The organism is Saccharothrix texasensis (assembly GCF_003752005.1).
GTDB lineage: Bacteria > Actinomycetota > Actinomycetes > Mycobacteriales > Pseudonocardiaceae > Actinosynnema > Actinosynnema texasense.
Genome location: NZ_RJKM01000001.1, coordinates 2,708,178 through 2,733,482, shown reverse-complemented (window position 1 = coordinate 2,733,482; position 25,305 = coordinate 2,708,178). Strand labels below are relative to the sequence as shown.

The 25,305-nt window shown below is 72.2% G+C and carries 18 protein-coding genes; 11 read left to right on the top strand and 7 right to left on the bottom strand.

The genetic code is table 11. The annotated features are described in order from the left end of the window. Positions 1 to 146 precede the first annotated feature (146 nt). Positions 147 to 4,991: a DUF4082 domain-containing protein gene (locus EDD40_RS10630; protein WP_123742759.1), complete on the top strand. Its 4,845-nt coding sequence runs from the start codon at positions 147 to 149 to the stop codon at positions 4,989 to 4,991. 223 nt (positions 4,992 to 5,214) lie between these two features. On the opposite strand, the gene EDD40_RS10625 is transcribed toward EDD40_RS10630, so the two are convergent. Both EDD40_RS10625 and EDD40_RS44340 read right to left on the bottom strand, forming a co-directional pair. Beyond that, complete coding sequence (locus EDD40_RS10625) at positions 5,215 to 6,582, bottom strand: O-antigen ligase family protein (protein WP_148088754.1); 1,368 nt, start codon at positions 6,580 to 6,582, stop codon at positions 5,215 to 5,217. Beyond that, the gene (locus tag EDD40_RS44340; RefSeq protein WP_123742757.1) at positions 6,555 to 7,511 is read right to left on the bottom strand and encodes a hypothetical protein; all 957 of its coding nucleotides are present in this window, start codon (positions 7,509 to 7,511) and stop codon (positions 6,555 to 6,557) included. The genes EDD40_RS10625 and EDD40_RS44340 overlap by 28 nt, the downstream gene beginning before the upstream one ends. 93 nt (positions 7,512 to 7,604) lie before the next feature. Here EDD40_RS44340 and EDD40_RS10615 point away from each other — a divergent pair, with 93 nt between their 5' ends. Both EDD40_RS10615 and EDD40_RS10610 read left to right on the top strand, forming a co-directional pair. Next, positions 7,605 to 8,564, top strand: a complete 960-nt coding sequence (locus EDD40_RS10615; RefSeq protein WP_123747925.1) for a TolB family protein — start codon at positions 7,605 to 7,607, stop codon at positions 8,562 to 8,564. Between the two features lie 281 nt (positions 8,565 to 8,845). Beyond that, entirely contained in the window at positions 8,846 to 9,967 is a 1,122-nt protein-coding gene (locus EDD40_RS10610) for an acyltransferase family protein (RefSeq protein WP_211348135.1), read from the top strand. Here EDD40_RS10610 and EDD40_RS10605 read toward each other — a convergent pair. Genes EDD40_RS10605 through EDD40_RS10595 form a run of 3 tightly spaced genes read right to left on the bottom strand, consistent with a single transcriptional unit; the run spans position 9,945 to position 13,665 of the window. Further along, on the bottom strand, positions 9,945 to 11,162 hold the full coding sequence (locus EDD40_RS10605) for a rhamnosyltransferase WsaF family glycosyltransferase (RefSeq protein WP_170185023.1): 1,218 nt from the start codon (positions 11,160 to 11,162) through the stop codon (positions 9,945 to 9,947). The genes EDD40_RS10610 and EDD40_RS10605 overlap by 23 nt on opposite strands. Next, positions 11,159 to 12,631, bottom strand: coding sequence for a lipopolysaccharide biosynthesis protein (locus EDD40_RS10600; RefSeq protein WP_246037588.1), 1,473 nt, complete (start codon positions 12,629 to 12,631; stop codon positions 11,159 to 11,161). The genes EDD40_RS10605 and EDD40_RS10600 overlap by 4 nt, the downstream gene beginning before the upstream one ends. Beyond that, complete coding sequence (locus EDD40_RS10595; protein WP_123742756.1) at positions 12,616 to 13,665, bottom strand: glycosyltransferase family 2 protein; 1,050 nt, start codon at positions 13,663 to 13,665, stop codon at positions 12,616 to 12,618. The genes EDD40_RS10600 and EDD40_RS10595 overlap by 16 nt, the downstream gene beginning before the upstream one ends. Before the next feature lie 94 nt (positions 13,666 to 13,759). Between EDD40_RS10595 and EDD40_RS10590 the strand changes: the two genes are divergently transcribed. From EDD40_RS10590 to EDD40_RS10580, 3 genes are all read left to right on the top strand, one after another. Further along, positions 13,760 to 14,596 (top strand): glycosyltransferase, encoded by an 837-nt coding sequence (locus EDD40_RS10590; protein WP_246037587.1) that lies wholly within the window; start codon positions 13,760 to 13,762, stop codon positions 14,594 to 14,596. Between the two features lie 89 nt (positions 14,597 to 14,685). Beyond that, positions 14,686 to 15,867, top strand: a complete 1,182-nt coding sequence (locus EDD40_RS10585; RefSeq protein ID WP_246037586.1) for a hypothetical protein — start codon at positions 14,686 to 14,688, stop codon at positions 15,865 to 15,867. Between the two features lie 68 nt (positions 15,868 to 15,935). Then, positions 15,936 to 17,258, top strand: coding sequence for a cytochrome D1 domain-containing protein (locus tag EDD40_RS10580; RefSeq protein ID WP_246037585.1), 1,323 nt, complete (start codon positions 15,936 to 15,938; stop codon positions 17,256 to 17,258). Positions 17,259 to 17,318: 60 nt separating this feature from the next. On the opposite strand, the gene EDD40_RS10575 is transcribed toward EDD40_RS10580, so the two are convergent. After that, positions 17,319 to 18,536 carry an MFS transporter gene (locus tag EDD40_RS10575; protein WP_123742753.1) on the bottom strand — a complete coding sequence of 406 codons (1,218 nt, stop codon included), beginning with the start codon at positions 18,534 to 18,536 and terminating at the stop codon, positions 17,319 to 17,321. 86 nt (positions 18,537 to 18,622) lie between these two features. Here EDD40_RS10575 and EDD40_RS10570 point away from each other — a divergent pair, with 86 nt between their 5' ends. The 3 genes from EDD40_RS10570 to EDD40_RS10560 all read left to right on the top strand — a co-directional run bounded on the left by EDD40_RS10570 (position 18,623) and on the right by EDD40_RS10560 (position 23,261). After that, positions 18,623 to 19,477: a WecB/TagA/CpsF family glycosyltransferase gene (locus tag EDD40_RS10570; RefSeq protein WP_123742752.1), complete on the top strand. Its 855-nt coding sequence runs from the start codon at positions 18,623 to 18,625 to the stop codon at positions 19,475 to 19,477. 2 nt (positions 19,478 to 19,479) lie between these two features. Then, positions 19,480 to 21,525 carry a glycosyltransferase gene (locus EDD40_RS10565; protein WP_123742751.1) on the top strand — a complete coding sequence of 682 codons (2,046 nt, stop codon included), beginning with the start codon at positions 19,480 to 19,482 and terminating at the stop codon, positions 21,523 to 21,525. Between the two features lie 230 nt (positions 21,526 to 21,755). Then, a complete protein-coding gene (locus EDD40_RS10560) occupies positions 21,756 to 23,261 on the top strand; it encodes a serine/threonine-protein kinase (protein ID WP_123747920.1) in 1,506 nt (501 codons plus the stop codon). 14 nt (positions 23,262 to 23,275) lie between these two features. Here EDD40_RS10560 and EDD40_RS43390 read toward each other — a convergent pair whose 3' ends face one another. Next, entirely contained in the window at positions 23,276 to 24,061 is a 786-nt protein-coding gene (locus EDD40_RS43390) for an enoyl-CoA hydratase/isomerase family protein (protein ID WP_246037584.1), read from the bottom strand. Between the two features lie 76 nt (positions 24,062 to 24,137). Here EDD40_RS43390 and EDD40_RS43385 point away from each other — a divergent pair, with 76 nt between their 5' ends. Then, positions 24,138 to 24,605 carry a GNAT family N-acetyltransferase gene (locus tag EDD40_RS43385; RefSeq protein WP_246037583.1) on the top strand — a complete coding sequence of 156 codons (468 nt, stop codon included), beginning with the start codon at positions 24,138 to 24,140 and terminating at the stop codon, positions 24,603 to 24,605. A gap of 113 nt (positions 24,606 to 24,718) precedes the next feature. Continuing rightward, positions 24,719 to 25,252, top strand: a complete 534-nt coding sequence (locus EDD40_RS10545; protein WP_236594835.1) for a LuxR C-terminal-related transcriptional regulator — start codon at positions 24,719 to 24,721, stop codon at positions 25,250 to 25,252. The last annotated feature ends 53 nt before the right edge of the window (positions 25,253 to 25,305 follow it).

Genomic DNA, 25,305 nt, shown 5'->3' with positions numbered 1-25,305 from the left:
TGCTCATCCGAGTGCCGATCACGTTGTGCTGTAACGCGAAGTGCGGTTCCCGCGACCTTCGGAGCAACAGGCCTCCGCTGATCGACGTAGTGCGCACCGGATCACTCGCAGTCACGGCCGCTTTGCCCCCGAGAGGTGACTCACCCATGACCGCCGGCCAGACGCGGAACAGGTCCGCGCTATCGGTACTACTGCTGCGCCTGGTGGTCGTGACCGCCCTCGTGGCGTCCACGATCGCGGTCGTCGGTCTGCTGCGCGCGCCCGAGGCGGCCGCCGCGCCGTGCGACGCGCCGGTGGTCAACAAGGTCGCCTGCGAGAACACCAAGCTGGGCACGCCCGACTGGCAGGTGTCGTACCGGGACGACGGCATCCTCGGCTACACCACCGACATCAGCGTCAACCCCGGTGGCCGGGTCGACTTCAAGATGCTCACCAGCGCGTCGTCCTACTACATCGACATCTACCGGCTCGGCTACTACGGCGGCGTCGGCGCCCGCTTCCAGGAGCGGATCTCCCGCAACGGCGCGCAGAACCAGGACCCGTGCCTGCGCGCCACCGACGGCAGCGCGTTGATCGACTGCGGCAACTGGCAGGTGTCGCTGAGCTGGGACGTGCCGACCACCGCGGTCTCGGGCATCTACTACGCGCGCACGCACCGCAACGACAACGGCGCGGAGAACGAGATCGTGTTCGTCGTCCGCGACGACACCAGCACCTCGAAGATCCTGTTCCAGACCTCCGACTCGACCTGGGTGGCCTACAACCGCTACGGCGGCAACAGCCTGTACTTCGGCGACGGCCCCGGCCAGGGCGGGCAGGCGTACAAGGTCAGCTACAACCGCCCGTACACCGGCGGCGACGGCGACGACAACTTCATCTTCAACGCCGAGTACCCGATGCTGCGCTTCCTGGAGGCCAACGGGTACGACCTCAGCTACACCACGGACGCCGACTCGGCCCGGCGCGGCCACCTGATCAGGAACCACCAGGTGTTCATGGCCGTCGGCCACGACGAGTACTGGTCCAACGAGCAGCGCGCCAACGTGGAGGCGGCCCGGAACGCGGGCGTGCACCTGGCGTTCCTGACCGGCAACGAGATCTTCTGGAAGCACCGGTGGGAGAAGAGCATCGACTCCTCCGCCACCGACTGGCGCACCATCGCCTGCTACAAGGAGACCAAGGGCACGCAGAACGACAACCTGCCCGACTGGACCGGCACGTGGCGCGACCCGCGCTACCCCGACCAGGACGGCGGTCGCCCGGAGAACGCGCTGCTCGGCAACCTCTTCACGGTCAACGGCCGCCGGGAGGACGCGCTCAAGGTGCCGGCCGCGTACGGCAAGATGCGGCTGTGGCGGCACACCTCGCTCAAGGACCTGGCCGCCGACACCACCTACACCTTCCAGCCCGGCACGCTCGGCTACGAGTGGAACTCGGTGGAGGACAACGCCTCCCAGCCGCCGGGCGTGGCGCAGCTCTCCCGCACCACGGTGAACATGCCCGAGGGCCCGTACGTGCTGCAGAACCACGGCGACCTCTACACCCCGGACACCAAGACCCACGCCATCACCTACTACAAGCACCCGAGCGGGTCGCTGGTGTTCGGCGCGGGCACCGTCCAGTGGGCGTGGGGCGTGGACGACGAGCACGCGTTCCTCACCAACACGCCGACCTCCGACGTGCGGATGAAGCAGGCCACGGTCAACTTCCTGGCCGACATGGGCGTGCAGGCGACCACCTTGCAGGCCGGGCTGACGCAGGCGACGAAGAGCACCGACACCCAGGCGCCGACGGTGGCGTTCACCAGCGTGCCGGCCATCTCCGCGGTGGGCGCGGCATACACGTTCGCCGGCACGGTGACCGACGGCGGAGGCGGCCAGGTCGGCGGCGTCGAGGTGTCCACCGACGGCGGCACGCGCTGGCACCCGGCCGTCTGGCAGGCCGGCAAGACGGCGTGGAGCTACACCTACACCCCGAGCGCGTCCGGTCCGGCGAGCCTGCGGGTGCGGGCCGTGGACGACTCGGCGAACCTGTCCACGCCCGTGGCGTCCACGCCGGGGGTGAACCCGCGCACCTGCCCGTGCGGCCTGTGGACCAACGCCGACACGCCCGACGTGGCCGACAGCGGTGACGCGTCGCCGCTGGAGCTGGGTGTGAAGTGGCGTGCGGGCAGCGACGGCTACGTGCGCGGCGTGCGGTTCTACAAGGGGCCGGGCAACACCGGCACGCACACCGGCACGTTGTGGGACCGCAACGGCACCCCGATCGCCACGGGCACGTTCACCAACGAGACCGCGAGCGGCTGGCAGACGCTGGTCTTCGCGATGCCCGTGCCGGTGACCGCGGGCACCACGTACGTCGTGTCGTACTTCGCGCCCAACGGCCACTACTCCTACGACCTGGAGTACTTCCTCCAGCAGAACCGCTACCTCGAACCGGTCACCGGCCTGAAGAACGGCGAGGACGGCCCGAACGGCCTGTTCCGGTTCGGCGGCCCCGGCTTCCCGACCCAGTCCCACTGGGGCAGCAACTACTGGGTGGACGTGGTGTGGGCGCCGGACCCCGGCCCCGACCAGCGCGCGCCGCTGCTCGCGTCCACCACGCCGGTCGGCGGCGAGGGCACGGTCTCGCTCAACCCCGTCGTCTCCGCCACCTACGACGAAGCGGTCCTGCCCGGCTCCGCCCAGTTCACCGTGACCGGGCCGAGCGGCGCGGTGTCCGGCTCGCTGGCGCTGTCCAACGGCAACAAGACCGTCACCTTCACCGCGGGCCAGGCGCTCGCCCCGAACACCGGCTACGCGGTGGCGGTGCGCGTGTCGGACGCGGCGGGCAACCAGGCGACGCAGTCGACGTGGTCGTTCACCACCGGCGCGGTCCGACCCGCGACGTGCCCGTGCACGGTCTGGGACGACTTCGCCCGGCCGGCCGAGTACTCCTCGACCGACAGCGCGCCGATCGAGGTCGGCACCAAGGTCCGCTTCAACGGCAAGGGCGAGGTGCTCGGCGTCCGCTTCTTCAAGGGAACCGGCAACACCGGCACGCACACCGGCTCGCTGTGGTCCTCCACCGGCCTGCTCCTGGCCACCGGGACGTTCGGCAACGAGAGCGCGAGCGGCTGGCAGAAGCTGACGTTCGCCTCGCCGGTGATCGTGCAGGCGAACACCACCTACATCGTGTCCTACCACGCGCCCAACGGGCGTTACGCGGTCAGCGGCGGCTACTTCAGCGGCAAGGGCGCGAGCTACGCGGGCCTGCGGGCGCTCGCCGACGGCGTCGACGGGCACAACGGCGTCTACCGCTACGGCACCGGCGGTTTCGCGCCGACGGCGTCGTACAACGCGACGAACTACTGGGTCGACGTCGTCTTCCGCAACGGCCTCAACGGCGACACCACGCCGCCGGCGCTGACGAACCGCTCGCCGGGCGTGAACGCCACGAACGTCGTCGCCACCGCCCCGGTGACCTCGACGTTCAGCGAGCCCGTCGACCCGGCCAGCGCCCAGATCTGGCTGACCGACCCGCGTGGCACGCAGCTGACCGGTTCGGTGTCGCTGTCCGGCGACCAGCGCACGGTCACCTGGACGCCGACGGGCAAGCTCATGCCGAACACCCGCTACACCGCCAGCGCGTTGATCGCCGACGCCAACGGCAACCCGATGCCGGACCCGGTGACGTGGTCGTTCACCACCGACGCGACCGTCATCTGCCCGTGCTCGCTGTTCAGCGCGGCGACCCTGCCCTCGATCACCTCCAGCGACGACGGCGGCCCGTACGAGCTGGGTGTCCGGTTCACCCCCACCTCGGGCGGCCGGATCACCGCGGTGAAGTTCTACAAGGGGGAGGGCAACACCGGCACGCACACCGGCACGCTGTGGTCGCCGAGCGGCCGGCAGCTGGCCACCGGCACGTTCACCGGTGAGAGCGCGGCCGGCTGGCAGACGTTGACCTTCGCCACGCCGGTGTTCGTCACGGCGGGCCAGACGTACACCGCGTCCTACAGCACGACCACCGGCCACTACGCCGTCGACGTGGGGTACTTCGACGGCTACGCGGTGACCAGCGGTCCGCTGAGCGCGCCGTCTGGCCTGGACGGCGGCAACGGCGTCTACCGCGCCGGCGCGGGCCACCCGACGAACTCCTACGCGGGCGGCAACTACTGGGTCGACGTCGTCTTCCTGCCCAACGAGGACAACGCGCCGCCGGTGGTCAACGGGCGCACGCCGCTCGACGGCGCCGGCGAGGTGTCCCGCACCTCGCTGCTGACCACGACGTTCGACGAGCCGGTGGACCTCACCTCCGCCCAGTTCACGCTCGCCGACGCCGGCGGCGCGAAGATCGCGGGCACGTTGTCGCTGTCGGCGAACCAGCAGCAGGTGACCTGGACGCCGGCGGCGGCGCTGGGCGGCGGCATGACCTACACCGCGAGCCTGCGGATCGCCGACGTCTACGGCAACCTGATGGCCGCGCCGACGACGTGGTCGTTCACCACGACCACGTCCGGGAACTGCCCGTGCTCGCTGTTCAGCGCGGCGACCGTGCCCACCGTGGCGGAGGCCGACGACACCGGCTCCTACGAGCTGGGCGTCCGGTTCGTGCCGTCGGTGACCGGCTCCGTCACCGGGGTGCGGTTCTACAAGGGCGCGGGCAACACCGGCACGCACACCGGCACGGTGTGGGACGCGGCGGGCAACCCGCTGGCCACCGGCACGTTCTCGAACGAGACGGCCGGCGGCTGGCAGACGCTCACGTTCGCCACCCCGGTGACGGTCATCGCGGGCACGAGCTACGTGGCGTCCTACACCGCGCCGAACGGCCGGTACTCCGTGGACGCCGGGTACTTCGTGGGCAAGGCCGTGACCAGCCCGCCGCTGAGCGCGCCCGCCACGGCCGAAGGCGCCCGCAACGGCGTCTACCGCGCCGGCGCCGGCTTCCCGGAGTCGTCCTACGCGGGCAGCAACTACTGGGTCGACGTCGTCTTCACCACCGGCTGACCCCGGGTGGGGCGGACGGGCCTCCCCCGTCCGCCCCACCCCGCGAGAGTCCTACCCCCACCCCGCGCGTGTCCTACGTTCAGAACGACCGTGTCCTACGTTCAGGACACCTGAGTTGAACGCTCAGAACACGCGGGCACGGGTTTCGCCCCTCCTCGGGCCGCCCGGACGCCCTCCACCAGGCGGCCCAACGGTTCCTCGCGTCGACGGCTGACCGGCGCGGTCACGCGTCCTGGGTCGCGGGCTCCGCCGGAGCGCGCCGCCGTTGCTCCGCGGCCACCCGCAGCAACGCCCCCGACGCGCCGAGCATGGTGAACACCAGCCCGGTCGCCACGCCGAAGCCCAGCAGGTCGAACGTGACCGACGCGATCCCGCCCGAGATCACGGCCGCCACCAGGGCGCTCGCCAGGCTCCGCAGCTGCTCGTCCCGGCTGATCATCCGGACGCGGATCGCCGCGAACGCCGCCGCCAGGAACATCCCGATCAGCGCGAACAGCCCCAGGTAGCCGTTCTCGATCATCGTCAGCAGGAACTGGTTGTCCAGGATCGTGTACTTCGTCGGCAGGTACGTGCCGAACCCGCGCCCCAGCAACGGGTTCAGGTCGATCTGCTCCCACGCCGCCTCGTAGTCCGCCGTGCGGGCCTTCACGCTCGGGTCGTCCTCGATGTTGGAGAACATCCCCCGCAACGTCCCGAACAGCCCCGGCACCACCAGCGTCGCGCCCAGGAAGCACCCGCCGCCCACCACCGCCGTGGCGATCTTGCGCGGCCGCGGCAAGGCGATGATCATGATCACCGCGCCGACCGCCATGCACAGCAGCGCCGTCCGCGACAACGACAGCAGCGCGCCCAGGCCCACCAGCGCCAGGCACGCGAACCAGCGCACGTGCGGCGTGCCGTCGTCCCGGGCCTTGAACACGTAGTGCACGCCCAGCGGCACGGCCATCGCGCACACCAGGCCGAACTCGATCGGGTGGTTCGTGGTGCCCGTCGGCCGCCGGAAGATCGACCGGGCCTCCATCGCCGAGTACCCGTTGTCCTGCACGCGCAGCCCCGGCAGCGACACGTACGACGCCAGGTCCACACCGAGCCCGAACTGCACCAGCCCCACGAACGCGATCACCGCCGCGCACGCCAGCAGCAGCTTGAGCACCCGGTCCAGCCGTTCCTTGGTGCGCACGGCGTCGCACACGAACACCGCGACCGCGATCATCGACGTGATCCGGATGATGCTGCTGTCGGCCACGGTCAGCTCGTCGGTCGGCAGCCAGCGCCGGGTGGCCACGCCGTAGGTCGCGAGCTGCGACGCCAGGTACAGCGCCACGGCCGTGCGCACGAGGTTGCGCCCCTTGCCCATGCCGACGTTGTCGACCATCTGCCCGGACACCCAGAACACGCCCAGCAGCAACGCCACCACCAACGCGGGCGGCAGCGTCATCGGCACGAACGACAGCACCAGCCGGGCCGGGATGATCAGCAGCGCCAGCAGGAACAGGCTCACGAGCGTGGCGCCGTCGGCCCGCCGCCGCCCGGGCTGGTCCGGCAGGAACCGCTCGGCCACGGTCAGGGTTTGTCGTCGTTGGTCGGCCACGCCGGAGCTCCCGGGTTGCCGGGGTTGCGCGGACCCGGCGCGGCGATCTTCACCGTCTGCTCGCTGGCCGTCGGCTGCGGGCGGCGGCCCGGCGGGCCGGGTGGCCGGCGCGGCGCGCCGTTGGGCGGCGGCACCGGCTGCTTCGCCACGGGAGGAGGCGCCTGCGCGGACTGGGAGGTCTGGGCCGGCTGAGACGGCTGGGCGGGCTGGGGCGCTTTGCGGGCGGCGGGCGCGGGCGGCGCGGACGGGGCGTCGTCGTCCTCCGCGGCCTTGCCCTCACGCGCCTCACGGCGGCGACGCAGGTGGTTGAGCACGCTGTCGCCGCCGAACGTGGCCGCCGTGGTCAGCAGCATCAGCAGCACGAACGCCGCGCCCGCGTACCGGACCTTGCCGCCGATCTGCGCCTCGGCCTCGGTCGGGTTGACGATCACCTGCGAGGTGATGAACGTCGTCGCCGGCGCCTTCAACGAGGTCTGCTGCTTGTCCAGCTCCTTCGTCGCGAACTCCATCACCGTGGTGACCAGGCGCTCGGCCGACTCGGGCGTGCTGCCGTCGGCGGTCACGAACAGGAACGGGCCGCTCATCCCGCCACCGGCCGCGGTGAAGTTCTCCGTCGAGTCCTTGCCGAGGCCGAGCGACTCCTTGCGGGTCTTCGGGTCGGCCAGGATCTGCGCGAGGATCTGCGCGGTGGTCGTCAGGCTGCCGTCGAACGCCAGCAGCGGGTTGACCTGGACCGCGTCCTCGGGGGAGATCTTCTCCTTGAACGTGCCACCGGCCGCCGGCGATGTGAGCACCATTACGCCGGAGGACTGGTAGCGCGTCGGGATGGACAGGAACACACCGGCGGCCACGGCGACAGCCGTGATCGCCGCCGGCAGGGCGATGTACCACCGCCTGCGCAGCGTTCGCACGGCGCCCCAGAAGTCCATCCGCTCCCCGATCCACGTTTACCCCGCGTAGGTGCGCGCAAGGTGTTGTTACCCTGAAATCGGCCGACTCGCGCCCAGTCGTTACAGGTGGTGATGGACTTGGCCTTCCGGCGCGTGGTGTTCGCCGTCGCGGCCATCGTACTGGTCATCGGAGCCGGGGCGGTTTACGTGACATCCGTCGTGCGCGACACCCCGCCCGTGCCGGTGGCGGCGGTCGACGGCGACCTGATGTTCGTGGACCTCGCCGACGGGCGCGGCCGGGTCGAGCAGGCGCGCCTGGCCGATCCCGCCGCCCGCAGCGCGACGCCGTTGACGTGCCGGCGGGTCTACCGGGCCGGTGGCACGACGGTGTGCCTGGAGCTGGCCGGGCCGGGCCCGACGTACGCGGCCGAGGTGACGCGCGACGGCGCCGTGGTGCGGACCGTGCCCCTGCCCGGGGTGCCGAGCCGGGCGAAGGTGTCGGCGTCTGGCCAGGTGGTCACCTGGACGTCGTTCGTGACCGGCGACTCCTACGCGGTGCCCGGCGGGTTCTCCACCCGGACCGGGTACCTGGACCTGCGCTCCGGCGAGGTGGTGGAGTCGCTGGAGGGTTTCGCCGCCGTGATCGAGGATCGGCCGCACGGCGCGCAGGACGTGAACTACTGGGGCCTGACGGTCGCCGCCGACGACCGGACGTTCTACGCGACCCTGGCCTCGGGCGGGTACACCTGGCTGGTCAAGGGCGACCTGGTGGAACGTCGCCTGGAGTCGCTGCGGCGTGACGCGGAGTGCCCGTCCCTGTCGCCGGACGGCACGAAGGTCGCCTACAAGAAGCGGATCGGCCGGCTGGGCCCGTGGGAGCTGGCCGTGCTGGACCTGGAGACCGGCGAGGAGCGCAGGCTGCCGGGCACCGCCGGGGTCGACGACCAGGCCACCTGGCTGGACGACGAGCGGATCGCGTTCGCCGCCGTGCCGAAGGACGCCAAGCTCGCGTCGATCCACGTGGTGCCCGCCGACGGCTCGGCCGCCGCCGTGCTCGTGATCGGCGAGGCCACCTCCCCGTCGCCGAGCTGATCTTCGGCTAACGCCTTTCCGGAGTGCCGCGATCCCCCTGTGTCACAGGGGATTCGCGGCTTTCGGAGGCTGAAGTTGTTATTCCTGGCGGAGAATGAATACCACGCCGCAAGAATCGTGTTACCCGCGAAGGGGAACGCGCAGGTCGATCTTCGAAGACGCGCCGCCCGCACCACTCCGGTAGACCACCCGGCCGCACCACCCCACCCCCGCACGCCGCGCGCCCACCGCCCCGCCGACACCGCACCTCGCCGGTGACCGCGCCACCTCCGACCCCACGGGTGACACCGGTCACGTCCCCGCCGCCGGTCACCTCCCCGACCACGACCGCGCCGATCACGACCGAACCCCCGGCCGTCTCCCCGGCGCGATTGCCGTCCCTCACCGGGTTGCGCTTCCTCGCCGCGTTCGTCGTCTTCGGCTTCCACCTGCACGCCGGCGGCCTGTTCGCGGGCACCGGGGCCGAAGGGGTGGTGGGGGCGGTGTTCGGGCAGGGCGCGACCGGTGTCGGGTTCTTCTTCCTCCTGTCCGGTTTCGTGCTCACCTGGTCGGCGCGGGCGGGGACGCCGGCGGGCGTCGGCCTGCGGCGGCGGGCGGCCAGGGTCCTGCCCAACCACCTGGTGACCTGGGTCGTCGTGTTCGCCGGCCTCGCCTGGCTGGGCGGCGCGTCCCTGCTCGGCGGCGTGCTGGGGCTGGTCCTGCTGCAAGCCTGGGTGCCGGTCCAGCCGATCTACTTCGGGGTCAACACGCCGGCGTGGTCGCTGTCGTGCGAAGCGGCGTTCTACACGGCGTTCGCCTGGCTCCTGGCCCGCGTGGACCGCGTGCCGCGGACGAGGCTCTGGGCGCTCGCGATCGGCCTCATGGCCGCGGTGGTCCTGGTCCCGGTGGTCGCGCTGCCCCTGCCGGCGGACCTGGAGTACTGGTTCGTCTACGTCTTCCCGGTCACCCGGGCGCTGGAGTTCGTGCTGGGCATGGCGCTGGCGCGGATCGTGCGCGCGGGCCTCTGGATCAGGTTGCCGCTGTGGCGGGCGGGCGCGCTTGCCGTCGCCGGCTACGCGGTCTCCGGCTACCTGCCCGGCGCGTTCGGCTACGTCGCGGGCACGGTGGTCCCCCTGGCGCTGCTCATCCCGGCCGCCGCGACCGCCGACCTCACCGGCTCGTGGTCACCGTGGCGCGGTCGCACGGCGGTGCTCCTCGGCGAGGTCTCGTTCGCCTTCTACCTGGTGCACCAGGTGGTGATGCGGCTGGCGGAGGCGTTCGGCCCGCACGCCGTCGGCCTGGGCGCGGCGACCGGGATGGCGGTCGCCCTCCTGGCCTGCTCGCTGGTCCTGGCGTGGCTGCTGCACCGGCTCGTCGAACGGCCGGCGCAGCGACGCCTGCTCAGAGCGACAGCTCCCGCCTGAGCACCTTCTCCAACTCGTGCCCGGCCGCGTCCCAGGACCGGCCGGACACGCTGGCGGACGCGGCCCGCGCCACCGCGGCGAAGTCGGGCGTCGTGACCACCTCGGACAGCGCGCGGGCCAGGTCGTGCGGTGTCGCGGGCGCGTACCGGACGTGGTCGTTGTCCAGCACGACCCGGTTGTGCGCGGCCTCGTTGACGACCGGAAGGCACCCCGCGGCCAGCATCTCGTGCGGCACCAGCGAGACGTTCGTCATCGACAGCGTGAGGCCCGCGTAGCACCGGTTGTAGATCTCGTTGAGCCGATCCGGGGTGACGAGCCCGTGGTCGACGTGCCGGGGGCCCAACGACCCGATCTTCTCGCCGTACGTGTGGATCACGACGTCCGGGTGCCGCTCGGCGAAGACCTCCAACGCCAGCAACCCGATCTCGATCGCCCGCCGGGGCGCCAGCCGACGCGCGTAGAACACGACGCCGTCGCGCTGCGCGCCCTCCTCCAGGCGGTAGCGGTCCACGTCGCAGCCGAAGTCGAAGGAGTCGGCCCGCATACCCGTCTCGGCCCGCAGCTTCTCGGCCAGGAACCGGCCGGCGGTGAAGCCGTGCAACCCCATCCGGTAGGTGTTCTCGGCCAGCGCCGACAGCCCGCCGACCGGGAAGAACCACGGTTCGTAGTCCTGCACGAGGTAGAACCGCTTGCCCGCGCACGGGTCGTTGAACACCGGGTAGGCCGTCATCCACGCGGTGGCGAACACGGCGTGCGCGTCGGCCATCCCGTCCGCCACGTCGTGCACCGACCCGCGGAAACCCGGGAACGCCGACCTGATCACCGGCTCGTGGTCCGCCGCACGGCTGCCGTACACGTCGTACAGGTACAGCCGGCACGTGTGCCCCAGCGACTCCAGGTGCTCGATCAGCCGGAACATCGTGGTGTGCCCGCCCGAGCCGGGTGAGGGGGGAGTGCTGACCCAGTTGACCGTCAGCCGCCCGTCCGCCGGCACTGCCGGCACGACCACCGGCCGCCGCACGCCGACGTCCGCCGCGCGCACGTCCTCCCAGCGCACCGGGAACACCTCGGCGTCCGCGCCGAGCCTGCGGGCGGCCCGGCCGAGCGCACGGGCCCCGACCTGACGCACACCCTGTTCACGCACGATCCGCGTGACCTGGTGCGCCCGTCGCCGCAACTGCTGGACGACCCTCACGCGCCACTCCTCCGCAACAGACCCAGCACCTCGTGGCGCAGGGGGAACACCACGGCCGCGTACGCCAGGGACGCCAGCGCGCCACCGACCAGCAGCCGCCACAGGGCGCCGTCGACCAGCCACTGCACGCCCGTCGTCACCACGACCATCGCCAGCCCGCCCGCCACCGGCCGCGCGACCGCCGCGCCCAGGGCGCGCGCCCGCAGCCCGTAGGGGCGGAACGCGACCAGGTACGCGGGCACGATCACCAGGAGCACGACCACGCTCTGCGCCAGCGCCACGCCCCGGATGCCGTCCAGGTGCGCGCCCAGCGCCAGCAGCGGCACGAGCGCGGCCAGCCACAGCAGGTGGATGACCAGGATCGCGCGCGACCGCCCGGCGCTGGCCAGGTAGTCGTACCCCAGCTCCAGCGCCACCCGCAGCGCGCCCAGCAGCACCAGCAGCGCCAACGCCTGCGCGGCCGGCGCCCACCGCTCGCCGTACACGGTGCGCACGAGCGGGTCGGCCAACGCCGCCAGCAGCACGCACGCGGGCACCGTCACCAGCGCGAGCAGCCGCAACGCCCGCGAGAACGTCCGCGCGAACAGCTCAGGGTCGTCTCTGACCTGCGAGAACGCCGCCAGTGACACGCTGCGCACCGGTTGCGAGAACGCGCCGACCGGCCAGTTCGCCAGGTTGAACGCGAGCAGGTAGAACCCCAGCGGCACCGTGCCCAGCACGCTGCCGACGATGATGTAGTCGACGTTGAGCACGCCGAACACCAGCAGGCTCGCGCCCGCCAGCGGCAGCCCGAACGCCAGCAGCCCGCGGGCCTGGACCCGGTCGAACCCCGGCCGGTAGCGCTTCGGCGTGTAGGCGAACATCACCACCGCGGCGACGAGGTTCGTCGCGATCCGCGACCACGCCAGGCTCCACGCGCCGAAGCCCATCACGGCCAGCACGACCACCACGGCCGTGCCGACGACGAACGCCGACGTGTCCGCGACGAACTTGTGGTCCTGCCGGAACTCGCGCTGCAGCAACGCGCCCGGCACCGCCGAGGCCCCCGCGATCACCAGCGACAGCGACATGAGCTGGATCACACCGGTCGCCTGGGGTGTGTCCATCGCCCCGGCGAACCACGGCGCGCCGAGCACGCACACCAGCGCCAGCAGCGCGCCGGACGCGATGGACAGCGTCGTCACCGTGGGCGCGAGCTCCTCGACCGGCCGGTCGGTGCGCACCAGGGCGACGCTCACGCCCATCTCGCTGACGCTCATCACGATGTTGAGCACCACCAGCGCGACCGCGAACACGCCGAACTGCTCGGGCGCGATGAGCCTGGCCAGCAGGACGCCCACGCCCACCTGGCTGAACCGCTGCACCAGGCTGTTGATCGCGCTCCACCTGATCGCCGAACCGACCTTGCGCCGCAGCTCGGGGCGCTCGGCCTCGGTCGGCTCCGCCTCGGTGGTCACTGGCCGCGCCACTTCCGGACCTGCCCGCCCACGACGCCCGCGCCGCGCTTGACCAGGTGGCTGCCGACGAACAGCTGCGTGCGGCTGCACACCTTCGGCCCCAACAGCCGCCGCCGCCGCAGCGCCCGGTACTCGGGCAGGCGCGCGACGTCGGGGTGGACCCGCCGGGCGAACGCCTCCAGCTCGTCCACCGGCACCTCGTCCAGCTTGTCGCGGTCGTAGGCGCGCACGGCCCGCCACAACGCGTCCTTGGCGATGGACCGGTCGGCCAGCGACCGCAGCCGCGCCGGCAGCCCGGGGTGCTCGGCGAAGAACCGCTCGAACACCGCCTGCCGCTGCTCCAGGTCGGTGAACAGGGAGGAGAACCGGGTGCGCATCATGCTCTGCTGGTGCACCCGGTAGTACGCGGCGGGCTCGCCGCGCACGTAGCCGATGTCGGACACCGCGGCGATGCGCAGCCACATCTCCAGGTCGCCCGCGTGCGGCAGGTCCGGCCGGTAGCCGCCGACCTCCTGCTGCACGGACGTGCGCACCACGGCCTCGGGGGAGGACAGCACGTTCTGCCCGGTGCGGCAGCGCGCCTCGATCCAGTCCACGCCGGACCAGACCGTGCGGCCGGCCGGGGCGGCGACCACGGACGGCAGCTCCGCGTGGTCGGTGTAATTCACGACACGTCCGTACACCATGCCGACGTTCGGGTGCGCCTCGAAGACCTCGGCGGCACGGGCCAGCGCGCCCGGCGCCAGCAGGTCGTCGGCGGACAGCAGCACGGTGTAGTCGGCCTTGGCCCACTCCAGCAGGCCCTCGTTGTAGGTCGCGATGTGCCCCTGGTTGACCTCGTGCCTGCGGCCCTCGACCCGGGGGTCCCGCGTCAGCTCGGCCACGACCTCGGGCGTCTCGTCGCTCGACGTGTCGTCGATGATCAGCACGCGCACGTCGACACCGGGTTGGTCGAGCACGCTCGTCACGCAGGCACGCAGGAACCGGGCGTAGTTGTAGCACGGGATGACGACGTCGACCGTTGGCCGTGCCGGGGGCTCTGTCACGCCCTACTCATCGTGTTCGACCGCGGATCGTTAACGGCGCGGCCCCGATCCCGATGTAGGAGGACATAGGGGAAGGGGTTCCATGGACCACGTCGTGCTGACGCGTTTCAACCTGCCGTCCGTCGGCGCGGAGAGCGTCGTGCGGGCGCGCGAGGGGTGGTTGACCGAACGCGTCGGGTTGTTCGAGCGGTACTGCCTGCCCTCGGTGGCGGCGCAGACGTCCTCGGACTTCCGGTGGCTCATCTACTTCGACCCGGAGAGCCCGCGGTGGCTCAAGGACCGCATCGAGGCGCACGGCGACGCCTACACGCCGGTGTTCCGCACGCAGGTCAGCCGCGACGAGCTGATCGAGGACATCTCGGCGCTCTTCCCGGTCAAGGGCGACGAGCTGATCACCACCAACCTCGACAACGACGACGGGCTCGCCGCGGACTTCGTCGCCCGGCTCCAAGCCGAGCGCCCCACCGGCCGCCGCACCGCCCTCTACCTGGCGAACGGGCTGGTCAAGAGCCCGACCGGGCTGTTCGCGCACCACGACCGCGACAACGCGTTCGCGTCGATGCGGGAGAGCTGGGACGCGCCGGTGACGTGCTGGGCCGACTGGCACAACCGGCTGCACCGGCACGCCGAGGTGGTGTCCCTGGGCGGACCGCCCGGCTGGCTCCAGGTCGTGCACGGCGGGAACGTGAGCAATCGCACGCGGGGCAGGCTGGTCGCGCCCGCACCGTACCGGCCGCTGTTCGGCGACGCGCTGGACGACGTGCCGGAGCCCGCCGGCGGCGTGCTGGCCCGCGACCGGTTCGTCGGCCACCCGCTGCGGTCGGCGCGCGACGGGGCCAGGTACCTGGCCAAGACCACGGCGCTGCGGCTGCTCGGCCCGGGTGGCTTCGAGAAGGCGAAGCAGGCGCTGGCCGCGCGGACGCCGAGGTGACGTTGACGCGCGTGGTGCTGGTAGCGGTCCTCGCGCTGAGCGCTTGCACGGCCGATGCGCGACGGCCTGCCGGGCCGACACCCGCGCCCGTGCCCGCCAGTCCGTCGGTCGACTACTACCGCAAGTGGGTCAACGGACCCAACCCGACCGGCGACCCGGCCGTGTTCCCGATCAACGTCTGGATGCAGGACCCGTCCGGCGTCGAGAACGGCGAGAAGCTCGGCCGGGCGTTCCCGGCGATCGGCGTCGACTTCGGCATCGGGCTGTGGGAGGACGAGTGGTGGTACCTCCGCCAGGAAGGGCTCCACGAGACCGACTGGCGCGTGTACGTGGACGGCACGCGCGTCGACGCGGTCCTGGCGGACACCGCGCACGCCCGCAACTACGTCGGCTACCTGATCGCGGACGAACCGGACATGACCAAGGTCTACGGCGACGTGTTCCACCCCGACATGCAGCCGTCGGCGATCGTGGGGGCGGCCGACGCGGTGCGCGCCAAGGACCCGTCCCGGCCGACGTACCTCAACTTCAGCCCGTGGATGGGCACGCCGACCGGTGAGGTCGGCTACGGCCACATCGAGGAGTCCTACGAAGAGGACATGCGGACCTACTGCTCGGCCGCGGACATCGCTTCGGCCGACTACTACGGCTGGACGCACCCCGACCGCAACCACACCGTCGGCGCGTACAGCTACGGGCAGGTCATCGACACCATGCGCAAGTGGTGCGGCCCGGACAAACCGCTCTACGGGTTCGTCGAGACCGGGCACCCGCACGACCGCGGCGAGACCATCGACCCCGACCAGCTGGAGTCGGCGGTGTGGAACACGGTCCTGCACGGCGCCACCGGCATCAACTACTTCGCGCACAGCTTCCACACCGACGGGACCGGCGAGTACTCCAGCATCCTGACCCGACCCGCGATCACCGCCCGCGTCGCCGCGGTGAACGCGAGGCTGAAGTCGTTGGCCCCGGTGCTCAACGCGCCGAACCTGCCGGGGGTGACCGCGTCGAGCGACAACGGCATCCCGGTCTCCGTGCTCTACAAGGATCTGGGCATGCACAAGCAGGTCGGCGACGCGCGCTGGGTCTTGGCCCAGACCGACGGCACCAAGGACCACCCCCGCAGCCGCGCCGCCCGCGTCACGCTGACCGTGCCGATGTCGTCGGGCACGGCCACCGTGGTGGACGAGGACCGGACCGTGCCGATCGTCGACGGCCGGATCGTGGACGACTTCGGTCCGTACCAAGTCCACGTGTACCGGTTCTGACGGGCTAACGGCGCAGACCCGGCCGGCGATTGGGGCAGTGCGTGACCCGAACCCCACGGAGGCCGATCGTGCTGCTCAGGAAGATCCGCAAGACGCCGGCGGTGTGCGGCGCGGTCGCGTTGGGCGCGGCGTTGCTGCTCGCGCCACCCGGGACGGCCGCCGCGGACACCGTGCGGGTGCTCGGCTACGTCGCCAACAACGGCGGCGGGGTGTCGGTGCTGGACACCGCCACGAACGCGGTCACCACCACGCTCATCGACTCCACGGGCGACTCGCCCTACGGCGTCGGTGTCGCGTTCGACGGCACGCGCGCCTACGTGACGAACGTCCGCGACGACACGCTCACGGTCATCGACACGCCGACCAACACCGTGGGCGCGTCCGTGCCGGTCGGCGACGGACCCGCCGGCGTCGTGGTGTCGCCGTCCGGTGGGCACGTGTACGTGTCGAACTACCTGGCGGGCACGGTGTCCGTCGTGGACGCGGCCACGCTGGCCACCACCGAGACGATCCCGGTCGGCCCGAACGCCGACGGCATCGCGATCACGCCGAACGGCAAGCGGCTCTACGTCGCCCACGACGTCGCCGGGCCGGGCACGGTCTCCGTGGTGGACACCGCGACGAACACCGAGATCGCCGAGATCCCGACCGGCCACACCCCGACCGCCGTGGCGGTGACCCCCGACGGCGCGAAGCTGGTCGTGGTCAACAAGCTGTCCAACAACGTGTCCGTGGTCGACACCGCGTCCAACGCGGTGATCGGCACGATCCCGGTCAGCTTCATCCCGCACGGCGTGGCGATCTCCCCGGACGGCACGCGCGCCTACGTGACCAACAGCGAGGGGCACAGCCTGTCGGTGGTCGACATCGGCGCGCTCGCGCCGGTCGCCCAGATCCCGGTGGGCAGCAGGCCGATCAGCGTCTCCCTCACCCCCGACGGCGCCAGGGCCTACGTGACGAACTTCGTCAGCGGCACGGTGTCGATCGTCGACACCGCCACCTTGTCCGTCGTCGCCTCCGTCCCCGTCGGCGTCGACCCGGTGGGCATCGCGATCCACGCCGTCCCGCCGGCCGCGACCAAGCTGACCGCCGGTCACGGCCAACTGCAACTGCGCCTGCTCGGCTTCACCGCGCGCGGCCTGGACGCCACCCTCACCGAGTCCCACACCGGCAAACCCGTCGCGGGCAAGCAGATCACGTTCCGGACGGTCAAGGGCCACCCGCTCTGCACCGCCACCACGAACGCCTACGGCAAGGCGCGGTGCGACGCCAACGTCCCCCTGCTGGTGGGCCTGGCCACCCTGCTCCAGGGCTACACGGCGAGCCACGCGGGGGACCTGACCCACGGCCGGTCCGCCGCCCACGGCTCGATCGCCCTCACCCTGCTCTGAGCACGACGGGAAAGGCAGGTCGAACGGGGTGATCCGGCCGGGCGGCGAAACCCGGCCGGATCACCCGGCCCGGCGTTCCGCGTTGAGCCGCCACGCCACCACCACGGCGACGAGGAGCGAGCCGATGGCCGCGTAAACGGCGGTGCCGAAGGCGGCGAACTGGAGCAGGAAGCCGAAACCCACGGACGACACCAGGCGCGCCACCGCCTGTCCCGTCTGGACCACCGCCAAGCCCGACGCGCGCAACGACTCCGGCACGACGGCGCTCACCCGGGCGGACAGGACGCCGTCCGTCGCGGCGTAGAAGAGCCCGTGCAGCGACAAGGCCACACCGACCCCGACGTAGCCGGTACCGGCGGCGAGCAGCAGCACGTACACGCCCAGCAGCAGCACGTGCCCGCCCAGGAACACCGGCCACCGCCCGATCCGGTCCGCCAGCCGCCCCACCGGCGCGGCGGCCACCAGGAACACCAACGCCGTGCCCAACGGCAGCAGCGGCAACAGGTGCAGCGGCGCACCGGTGGCCTTCTGCACCAGGATGAACACGAACGCGTCCGACAGCGTGGCCAGACCCAGCACCGCCGACCCGACCGCCAGCCGCCGGTAGCCCCGCTCCCGCAGCAACGCCACCCCCGCCCGCACCGACGGGCGCGGGCCGGCCGTCGCGGGGCGCGGGTTCTCCCGCACGAACGCCACCAGCACGATCAGCCCGACCACGGCGAAGCACGCGCTGACCACGAACACCGGACCCGCCACCGTGCCGACCCAGTACATCAGCAGGAACGTCATCAGCGGCCCGAGCAGCGCGCCCACCGTGTCCATGCCGCGGTGCAACCCGAACGCCGCGCCCAACCGGTCCGGCGGCGTGGCCAGGGAGATCAGCGCGTCGCGCGGCGCGGTGCGCAGGCCCTTGCCCGCGCGGTCCGCCGCCATGGTCGCGCCGATCCCGAACGCCGACGCGCCCACGAGCGGGAAGATGAGCTTCGTCACCGCCGACAGCCCGTAACCGACCGCGGCGACGGCCTTGTGCCGGTGCGTGCGGTCCGAGAGGTGGCCGCCGACGAGCCTCAGCACCGCCGTCGCGCCGGTGTACAGACCGTCCAGCACGCCGAACTGCGCATAGCCCATGTTGAGCGTGAACAGCAGGTAGACCGGCATGAACGCGGTGACCATCTCGGCCGAGACGTCGGTCAGCAGGCTCACCGCGCCCAACGCGACCACGGTGCCGGGGACCCTGCCCTTGACCCGCTCGCTGGGCCGGACGGACGCAACGTACATGCTCCCGTTATCGGTCACGTGCGGTAGCCGTTACCGGTGTCCGGCCACGTCGTAACGGGGACCGCCCGGAACCCGATGACGCGGGTATGCCGGACATAGCGCAGCCCCGCGTCCGCGTGGGCGCCGTCGACGTGTGGTCCGTCCGAGAGTCCGGTGTCGCCGATCACGTGGCCGAGGCCTGGCGACGGGCCGAGGGCGGCTCGATCGTCACGGCCAACGTGGACATCGTGCGCGCCGCGACCCGCCGTCCCGAACTCGCGGCGCTGATCGCCGAGTCGGAGCTCGTCGTCGCCGACGGGATGCCGGTCGTGTGGGCGGGCAGGCTCGCGGGCGTCCCGGTGCCCGAGCGGGTGACCGGGTCGTCCCTGGTGTTCACCCTCGCCGGAACCGCCGCCCGCGAAGGCCGTTCCCTGTACCTGCTGGGCGGTGAGCCGGGCGTGCCGGAGAAGGCCGCCGAGGCGCTGTGCGCCCGCTACCCGGGGCTGCGCGTCGTGGGCACGGACTCGCCGCCGTTCGGGTTCGAGACCTCCGCCGACACCACCGCCGAGACCGTGGCGAAGGTGGTGGGGGCCGCACCGGACCTCGTGTTCGTGGGCCTCGGCTTCCCCAAGCAGGAACGCCTGATCCGGCTGCTGCGCGCGGACCTGCCGGCGTCGTGGTTCCTCGGCTGCGGCGCGGGCATCCCGATGGCCGCGGGCGAGTTCAAGCGCGCCTCGGGTGTGGTGCAGAAGCTGGGCGCGGAGTGGCTGCACCGCCTCGCGCTCGAACCGCGCCGCCTGGCCAAGCGCTACCTGCGCGACGACCTGCCGTTCGCGTTCCGCCTGCTCGGGGGCGCGCTGCGCACCCGGTTCCGCCGCCCGACCCCCGCCGGCCACCAGCCCGCGGACGCGGTCGGCGCCCAGACGACCGCCGACCGCGTCGGCACCCGGACCGGGGAGTAGAAGTGCCGCTTGCCGTCGTCGTCGTGACCTACCACAGCGCGGAGGTCGTCGAAGACTGCCTGGAGTCCGTCGCCGTCGCGTTGCGGTCCATCCCGGACAGCCGGGTCGTGGTGGTGGACAACGCCTCCACCGACGACACCCTGGCGATCGTGGCGCGGGTCGCGCCGCACGCCCAGGTCGTCGCCCGCGCGTCCAACGACGGCTTCGCGGCGGGCGTCAACGCCGGGTTCGCCGCCGCGCCGGACTGCGACGTGCTGGTGCTCAACCCGGACGTGCGGCTGCACCGCGACGCCGTCACGCTGCTGCGCGCCGCGCTCGCGCTGCCCGGCACCGGCATCGCGGTGCCCCGGCTGGCCGGTCCGGACGGCGCGCCGCAGCTGTCGTTGCGCCGCGCGCCGAACCCGGTGCGCGCGCTCGGCGAGGCGATCCTCGGCGGCACGCGGGCCGGCCGTTCCGAGGCGCTCGGCGAGCTGGTGGTCGACCCCCTCCGGTACGAGACGGCCGGCGTCGCGGACTGGGCGACCGGCGCGGCGTGGCTGATCTCCCGCGAGGCCCGCGAGGCGATCGGTGTGCTGGAGGAGCGGTACTTCCTGTACTCGGAGGAGACCGAGTACATGTTGCGCGCGGGCAAGCGCGGTTACGCCATCCGCTACGAACCGCGGGCGCGTGCCGTGCACCTGGGCGGCGAGCAGTCGACGTCGCCGGTGCTGTGGTCGATGGCCACCACGAACCGGGTCCGGATGGTCCGCGAGCGCCACGGCAGGCCCGCCGCGTTCGCGATGTGGTGGGCCGTGCTGCTGAACGAGCTGCTGCGGGCGCCGCGCGGCGCCAAGCACCGCACGGCCGTGCGGGACCTGCTGCGCTGGCGGCGGTGGCCGGTCCGACCGGGCGCGGGCGGCTCCGAGCCCGGCTGGGTGTGCTTCTCCGCGCAGGACTGGTGGTACCACAACCGGGCGCACTCGGACTTCCAGCTGATGCGGTCGATGGCCGCGCACCGCCGGGTGCTCGTGGTCAACAGCATCGGCATGCGGATGCCGACCCGCGGCAACAGCACGCACGTGGCCCGGCGCATCCTGCGCAAGCTGCGCAGCGTGGCCAAGTTCGTGCGCCGGCCGATGCCGGACTTCTACGTGATGTCCCCGCTGCCGCTGCCGTTCTACGGCTCGCCGTTCCTGCGCGAGGTCAACGCCGTCCTGGTCCGCGCCCAGGTGCGGCTGGTCGCCCTCGCGCTGGGCCTGCGCACGCCGGTGATCATGGTGACGATCCCGACCGCCTGGGACGTGGTCGCCCCGATGCGCCGGCGCAGCCTGGTGTTCAACCGCTCGGACCGGCACTCGGACTTCCCCGAGGCCGACCGCGCGTCGATCGAGGCGCTGGAGAACCAGCTCCTGGCCAACGCCGACCACGTCGTCTACGTCAGCCACGCGCTGATGGAGGAGGAGCTGCCGCGCACCGGCTCCCGCGCCCACTTCCTCGACCACGGCGTGGACGTCGACCACTTCACCGCGCGGCCGGAGGCCGAGTGGCCGGACGACGTCCGCGCGCTCCCCGGCCCGCGCATCGGCTTCTTCGGCGCGCTGGACGACTTCGTGGTCGACTTCGACCTGCTGGAACGCGTCGCCGTCGAGCTGCCGCAGGCGTCCCTGGTGCTGATCGGCGACGCCACCCACCCGATGGAGCGCTTCGACAAGCACCCCAACGTGCACTGGCTGGGCTTCCGGCCCTACTCCGCCATCCCGGCCTACGGCTCGGCGTTCGACGTGGCGATCATGCCGTGGCAGGACAACGACTGGATCAAGCGGTCCAACCCGATCAAGCTGAAGGAGTACCTGGCGCTGGGCCTCCCGGTGGTCAGCACCGACTTCGCCGAGCTGGCGGGCTACACCGACCGGGTCCGCGCCGCCCGCTCGCACGCCGAGTTCGTCGACGCCCTCCGCGCCACCCTGGCCGCCGGCCCCCTCCTGCCCCCGCGCACCCTCCGCGCCTCCGTCGAACCCCACTCCTGGCAGGCCCGCACCCGCACCCTGCTGGCCCTGACCACCCCGTGAGTCGTACCTCCACCTCGCGCGTGTCCTACCTCCAGAACACGCGTGTCCTACGTTCGGAACACGTGAGTCCTACGTTCGGAACACCCGAGTTGAACGCTCGGCGCACCCCGGCGGGGTGCTGAGGCACCCTCGACTACGCGACCCGGCGCGAGGTTGCGTCACTGTGTGTTGCGCCGCGAACCGGCCCGTCTTGCCCAGGAAGGGTGGCCGGCGCATCTAGTGTGGGTGTCGTGGAGCCACTGCCCCCGAACGCCCCGTCGCGGATCGGCGACTACACGCTGCTCGCCGCCCTCGGCCGCGGTGCGATGGGGTCGGTCTACCTGGCGCGGTCACGCGGCGGGCGGCCGATCGCGGTCAAGGTCTCGCGCGCCGAGCTGGCCGACAACCCGGAGTTCCGCGAGCGCTTCCGCCGCGAGGTCGAGATGGCCCGCGCGGTCGGCGGTTTCTGGACCGCGACCGTGGTGGACGCCGACCCCGACGCCGACCGGCCGTGGATGGCCACCGAGTACATCCCCGGCCCGAGCCTCCAGCAGGCCGTCCAGGACCACGGCCCGCTGCCCGAACGCGCGGTGCGCCGCCTCGCCGGCGGCCTGGCCGAGGCGCTGGTCGCGATCCACGGCGCGGGCCTGGTGCACCGCGACCTCAAGCCGTCCAACGTGCTGCTGGCCGACGACGGCCCCCGGGTGATCGACTTCGGCATCGCCCGCGCCCTGGAGCACTCCGCGCTCACCGAAGCGGGCATCGTGTTCGGCACCCCCGGCTACCTGTCACCCGAGCAGGTCATCGGCCAGAAGATCACCACCCAGAGCGACGTGTTCGCGCTCGGCTCGGTGCTGGTCTACGCCGCGACCGGCGGCGGGCCGTTCGGCGAGGGCGCCACCTCCGCGCTGGTCTACCGCGTGGTCCACCAGGAGCCGGACCTGTCCCGCGTGCCGCCGGGCCTGGTGCCGCTGATCGTGCCGTGCCTGGTCCGCGAGCCGGTGAACCGCCCGACGCCCGCACGGCTGCTGGAGGCGATCGGCCCGCCGTCCGCCGAACCGTCCTGGCTGCCCGCGCGGGTCCGCACCATGGTCGAGCAACGGCACACCGAGCTGGGCAAGCTGCCCGCCAAGCCGCCCACCCGGGTGATGGTGGAGGAACCGCCGCCCAAACCGCCGACGTCGGCCACCCCCGCGCCGGTGCGGCAGGCGCCGACCCGCGTCGAGCCCGAGCGCAAGGAGGTCCGCCCCACCGGCGTCCGCTTCAAGACCTCCCGCGCCGTCGGCCTGAGCTGGGCCGGCGCGCACGTGCTCGCCTCCCTGGTGACCCTCTCCATCGCCGACCCCGCCAACGGCGCGCCTCCCGCCGTGCGACTGGCCTCGGCCATCGCGTTCGTGGCGTTCGCGCTGGCCGGCACCCGCCTCCTGATCGGGGCGGCGCGCGCGCCGCTCACCCTCGACGTCGGCCCGGACGGCATCACGCTGTCCAACGGCGAGGAGTCCCACCGCCTCCCGTGGTACGCCATCGCCCGCGTCAAGGTGGACGCGCACCACGCCCGCCCGTGGCTCATGGTCTGGCTGGTCGCCGCCGCCAAGACGCCGGACACGCTGGGACGCGGCAGCTTCACCAAGCACAAGGGCGGCCTGCGCGTCTACCCGATCTCGCACGAGCGCTACCGCAAGCGCCGCGACCGCGACGTGGTCGAGCTGCGCTCCGCCCTGGCCTGGTACGGCTCCGCCGCCTACGACCCCCGGTAGGCCGCGCCGGCCGGTCAACGACCGCTGAACGTCGCCTTGCCGGGGCCGTCGGTCAGGAACGACCGCACCGCGCCCCGCAGGTCCTCGCTGTCGAACAGCCCGGCCGCGATCGTGGTGACGTGCTCGTCCGCCTCGGCCACGCCGCCGCGCTCGAAGTGCGCCAGCACCCGCTTGGTCGCCGCGTGCGCCAGCGTGGGCCCGGCCGCCAGCGCCGCGGTGAACTCCAGCGCCGCGTCGTCGAAGCCCTCGTCCGGCAGCACCCGGTTGACCACGCCCCACCGCTCCAGCGTGGCCGCGTCGTAGCGCTCGCCGGTCATCACCAGCTCCTTGGCCCGACCGACGCCCGCCCGCGCGGCCAGCCGCTGCGTGCCGCCCATGGTCGGGGTCAGCCCGACGACCTTCTCCACCAACCCGAACGTCGCCCGCCGCGCGGCCAGCACGAGGTCGCACGCCACCGCGACCTCGAACGCCCACGTCAGGCACAGCCCGTGCGCGGCGAACACGGTCGGGAACAGCAGCGCGGCCACCCGTTCGGGCAGTTCCAGCATCCGGTCGAGCAGGGCCTTGGCGCGCGCGGAGGTCTCCTGCGCGGCGAACAGGGCCACGTCGACGCCGCCGCTGACGACCTTGCCCTCGAAGCGGACCAGCAGCGCCCGCGCGGGGCGCCGCTCCAGGTCCTCGACCGCCGCCTCCAGCAGGTCGTGCAGCTCGGCGGTGAAGAGGTTCAGCGGGGGAGCGTCGACGGTGAGCACGGCGAGCCCCACGGCGTCCCGCTCCAGCCGAACCTGTTGCGCTGCCACGGGCGTGGATTTTACACGCGTCCGGAATGGGGAAAACCAGGTGTCCGAATGGCCCAGTGCGGGTGAAAATCTGTCAATGAGTTCCTGGACCGTTCAGCCCGAACCGGTTGACAGCCCGACCGCCGTGGCGGTGATCCGCACCTACCTGGCCGAGATCATCGGGCGCTACTACGGCCGGCCCGCCACGCCCGCGGAGGTCGACCGGGCGATCGCCGACGACCCGACCGACGACCTGGTCCGGTTCTTCGTCGGCCGCCGCGCCGGGGCGGTGCGAGGATGCGTCGGGTTCCGCCTGGTAGACCGCGAAACGGCGGAGATGAAGCGGATGTTCGTCGATCCGACGGCTAGGGGCACCGGCGGCGGCGCGGCGCTGCTCGCGGCGGTCGAGGAAGCGGCCGTCTCATTTGGTGCCGCGGCCATTCGCCTCGACACCCGTACTGACCTGGTCGAAGCGCGGGCGTTGTACGCGCGGCACGGCTACCGTGAGGTGTCGGCGTTCAACGACGACCGCTATGCGGAGCACTGGTTCGAAAAGCGGCTATAGGGGCCATCGGGTTCCCATATCACTGTTGTGATGTGTCTCACTTGACAGTGAATAAACGCCCCAGTTGAGTATGTGGCGAAAGTCGGCCGCGGAATGAAATGGGGATCAGTCCAGTGGCTTTCGCCGTTGAGTTGACATTTCGTGATGCGCGCCAGGTGCGGAGATCCATTCATCTCGCACACCGGGAATATTGGCGTCCGCTCGCCGAGCAGGGTGTGCTCGTCGGAACCGGCCCTTGGGCCGACGGTTCCGGCGTGCTGCTCATCGTGCAGGTGCCCGACGACGCCGCGGCCCGGGACCTGGTGCGCGGTGACCCGTACGTGCGATCGCAGTCGATCGCAGAGGTGCGCATACGCCAGTGGCACGTGCTGCTGGGTGTGCCGGAAGGTGAGCGCGTGCCGGGCATCGTCCGGCCGCGCGATGGGCAGAGCGCCGAGGCGCGCTCGCGCGAGCCGTTGACGCCGCACGAGCACCGGATCGCGCTGATGATGTTGGAGGGGATGACGAACCGGCAGATCGCCGAGCACTTCTCGGTGTCGACCCGGGCCGTCGAACTCCACATCACCCGCATCTACCGCAAGCTCGACATCGGCAGGCGGGCGCAGCTCGCCGCGGCGATGCCGTGGGGCCAGCGCTCGTACCTCTAGGCGCACGTACCGGTCATGGACGCAGGGCCGTGAGGATCGACGGGAGACCCCCG

Coding starts and splice junctions, on each gene's coding strand:
- EDD40_RS44340 (WP_123742757.1), bottom strand. CDS start 7,511: ATGGACTTCTGGGGCGCCGTGCGAACGCTGCGCAGGCGGTGGTACATC.
- EDD40_RS10615 (WP_123747925.1), top strand. CDS start 7,605: ATGGACTTGGCCTTCCGGCGCGTGGTGTTCGCCGTCGCGGCCATCGTA.
- EDD40_RS10630 (WP_123742759.1), top strand. CDS start 147: ATGACCGCCGGCCAGACGCGGAACAGGTCCGCGCTATCGGTACTACTG.
- EDD40_RS10570 (WP_123742752.1), top strand. CDS start 18,623: ATGCCGGACATAGCGCAGCCCCGCGTCCGCGTGGGCGCCGTCGACGTG.
- EDD40_RS10575 (WP_123742753.1), bottom strand. CDS start 18,536: ATGTACGTTGCGTCCGTCCGGCCCAGCGAGCGGGTCAAGGGCAGGGTC.
- EDD40_RS43385 (WP_246037583.1), top strand. CDS start 24,138: ATGAGTTCCTGGACCGTTCAGCCCGAACCGGTTGACAGCCCGACCGCC.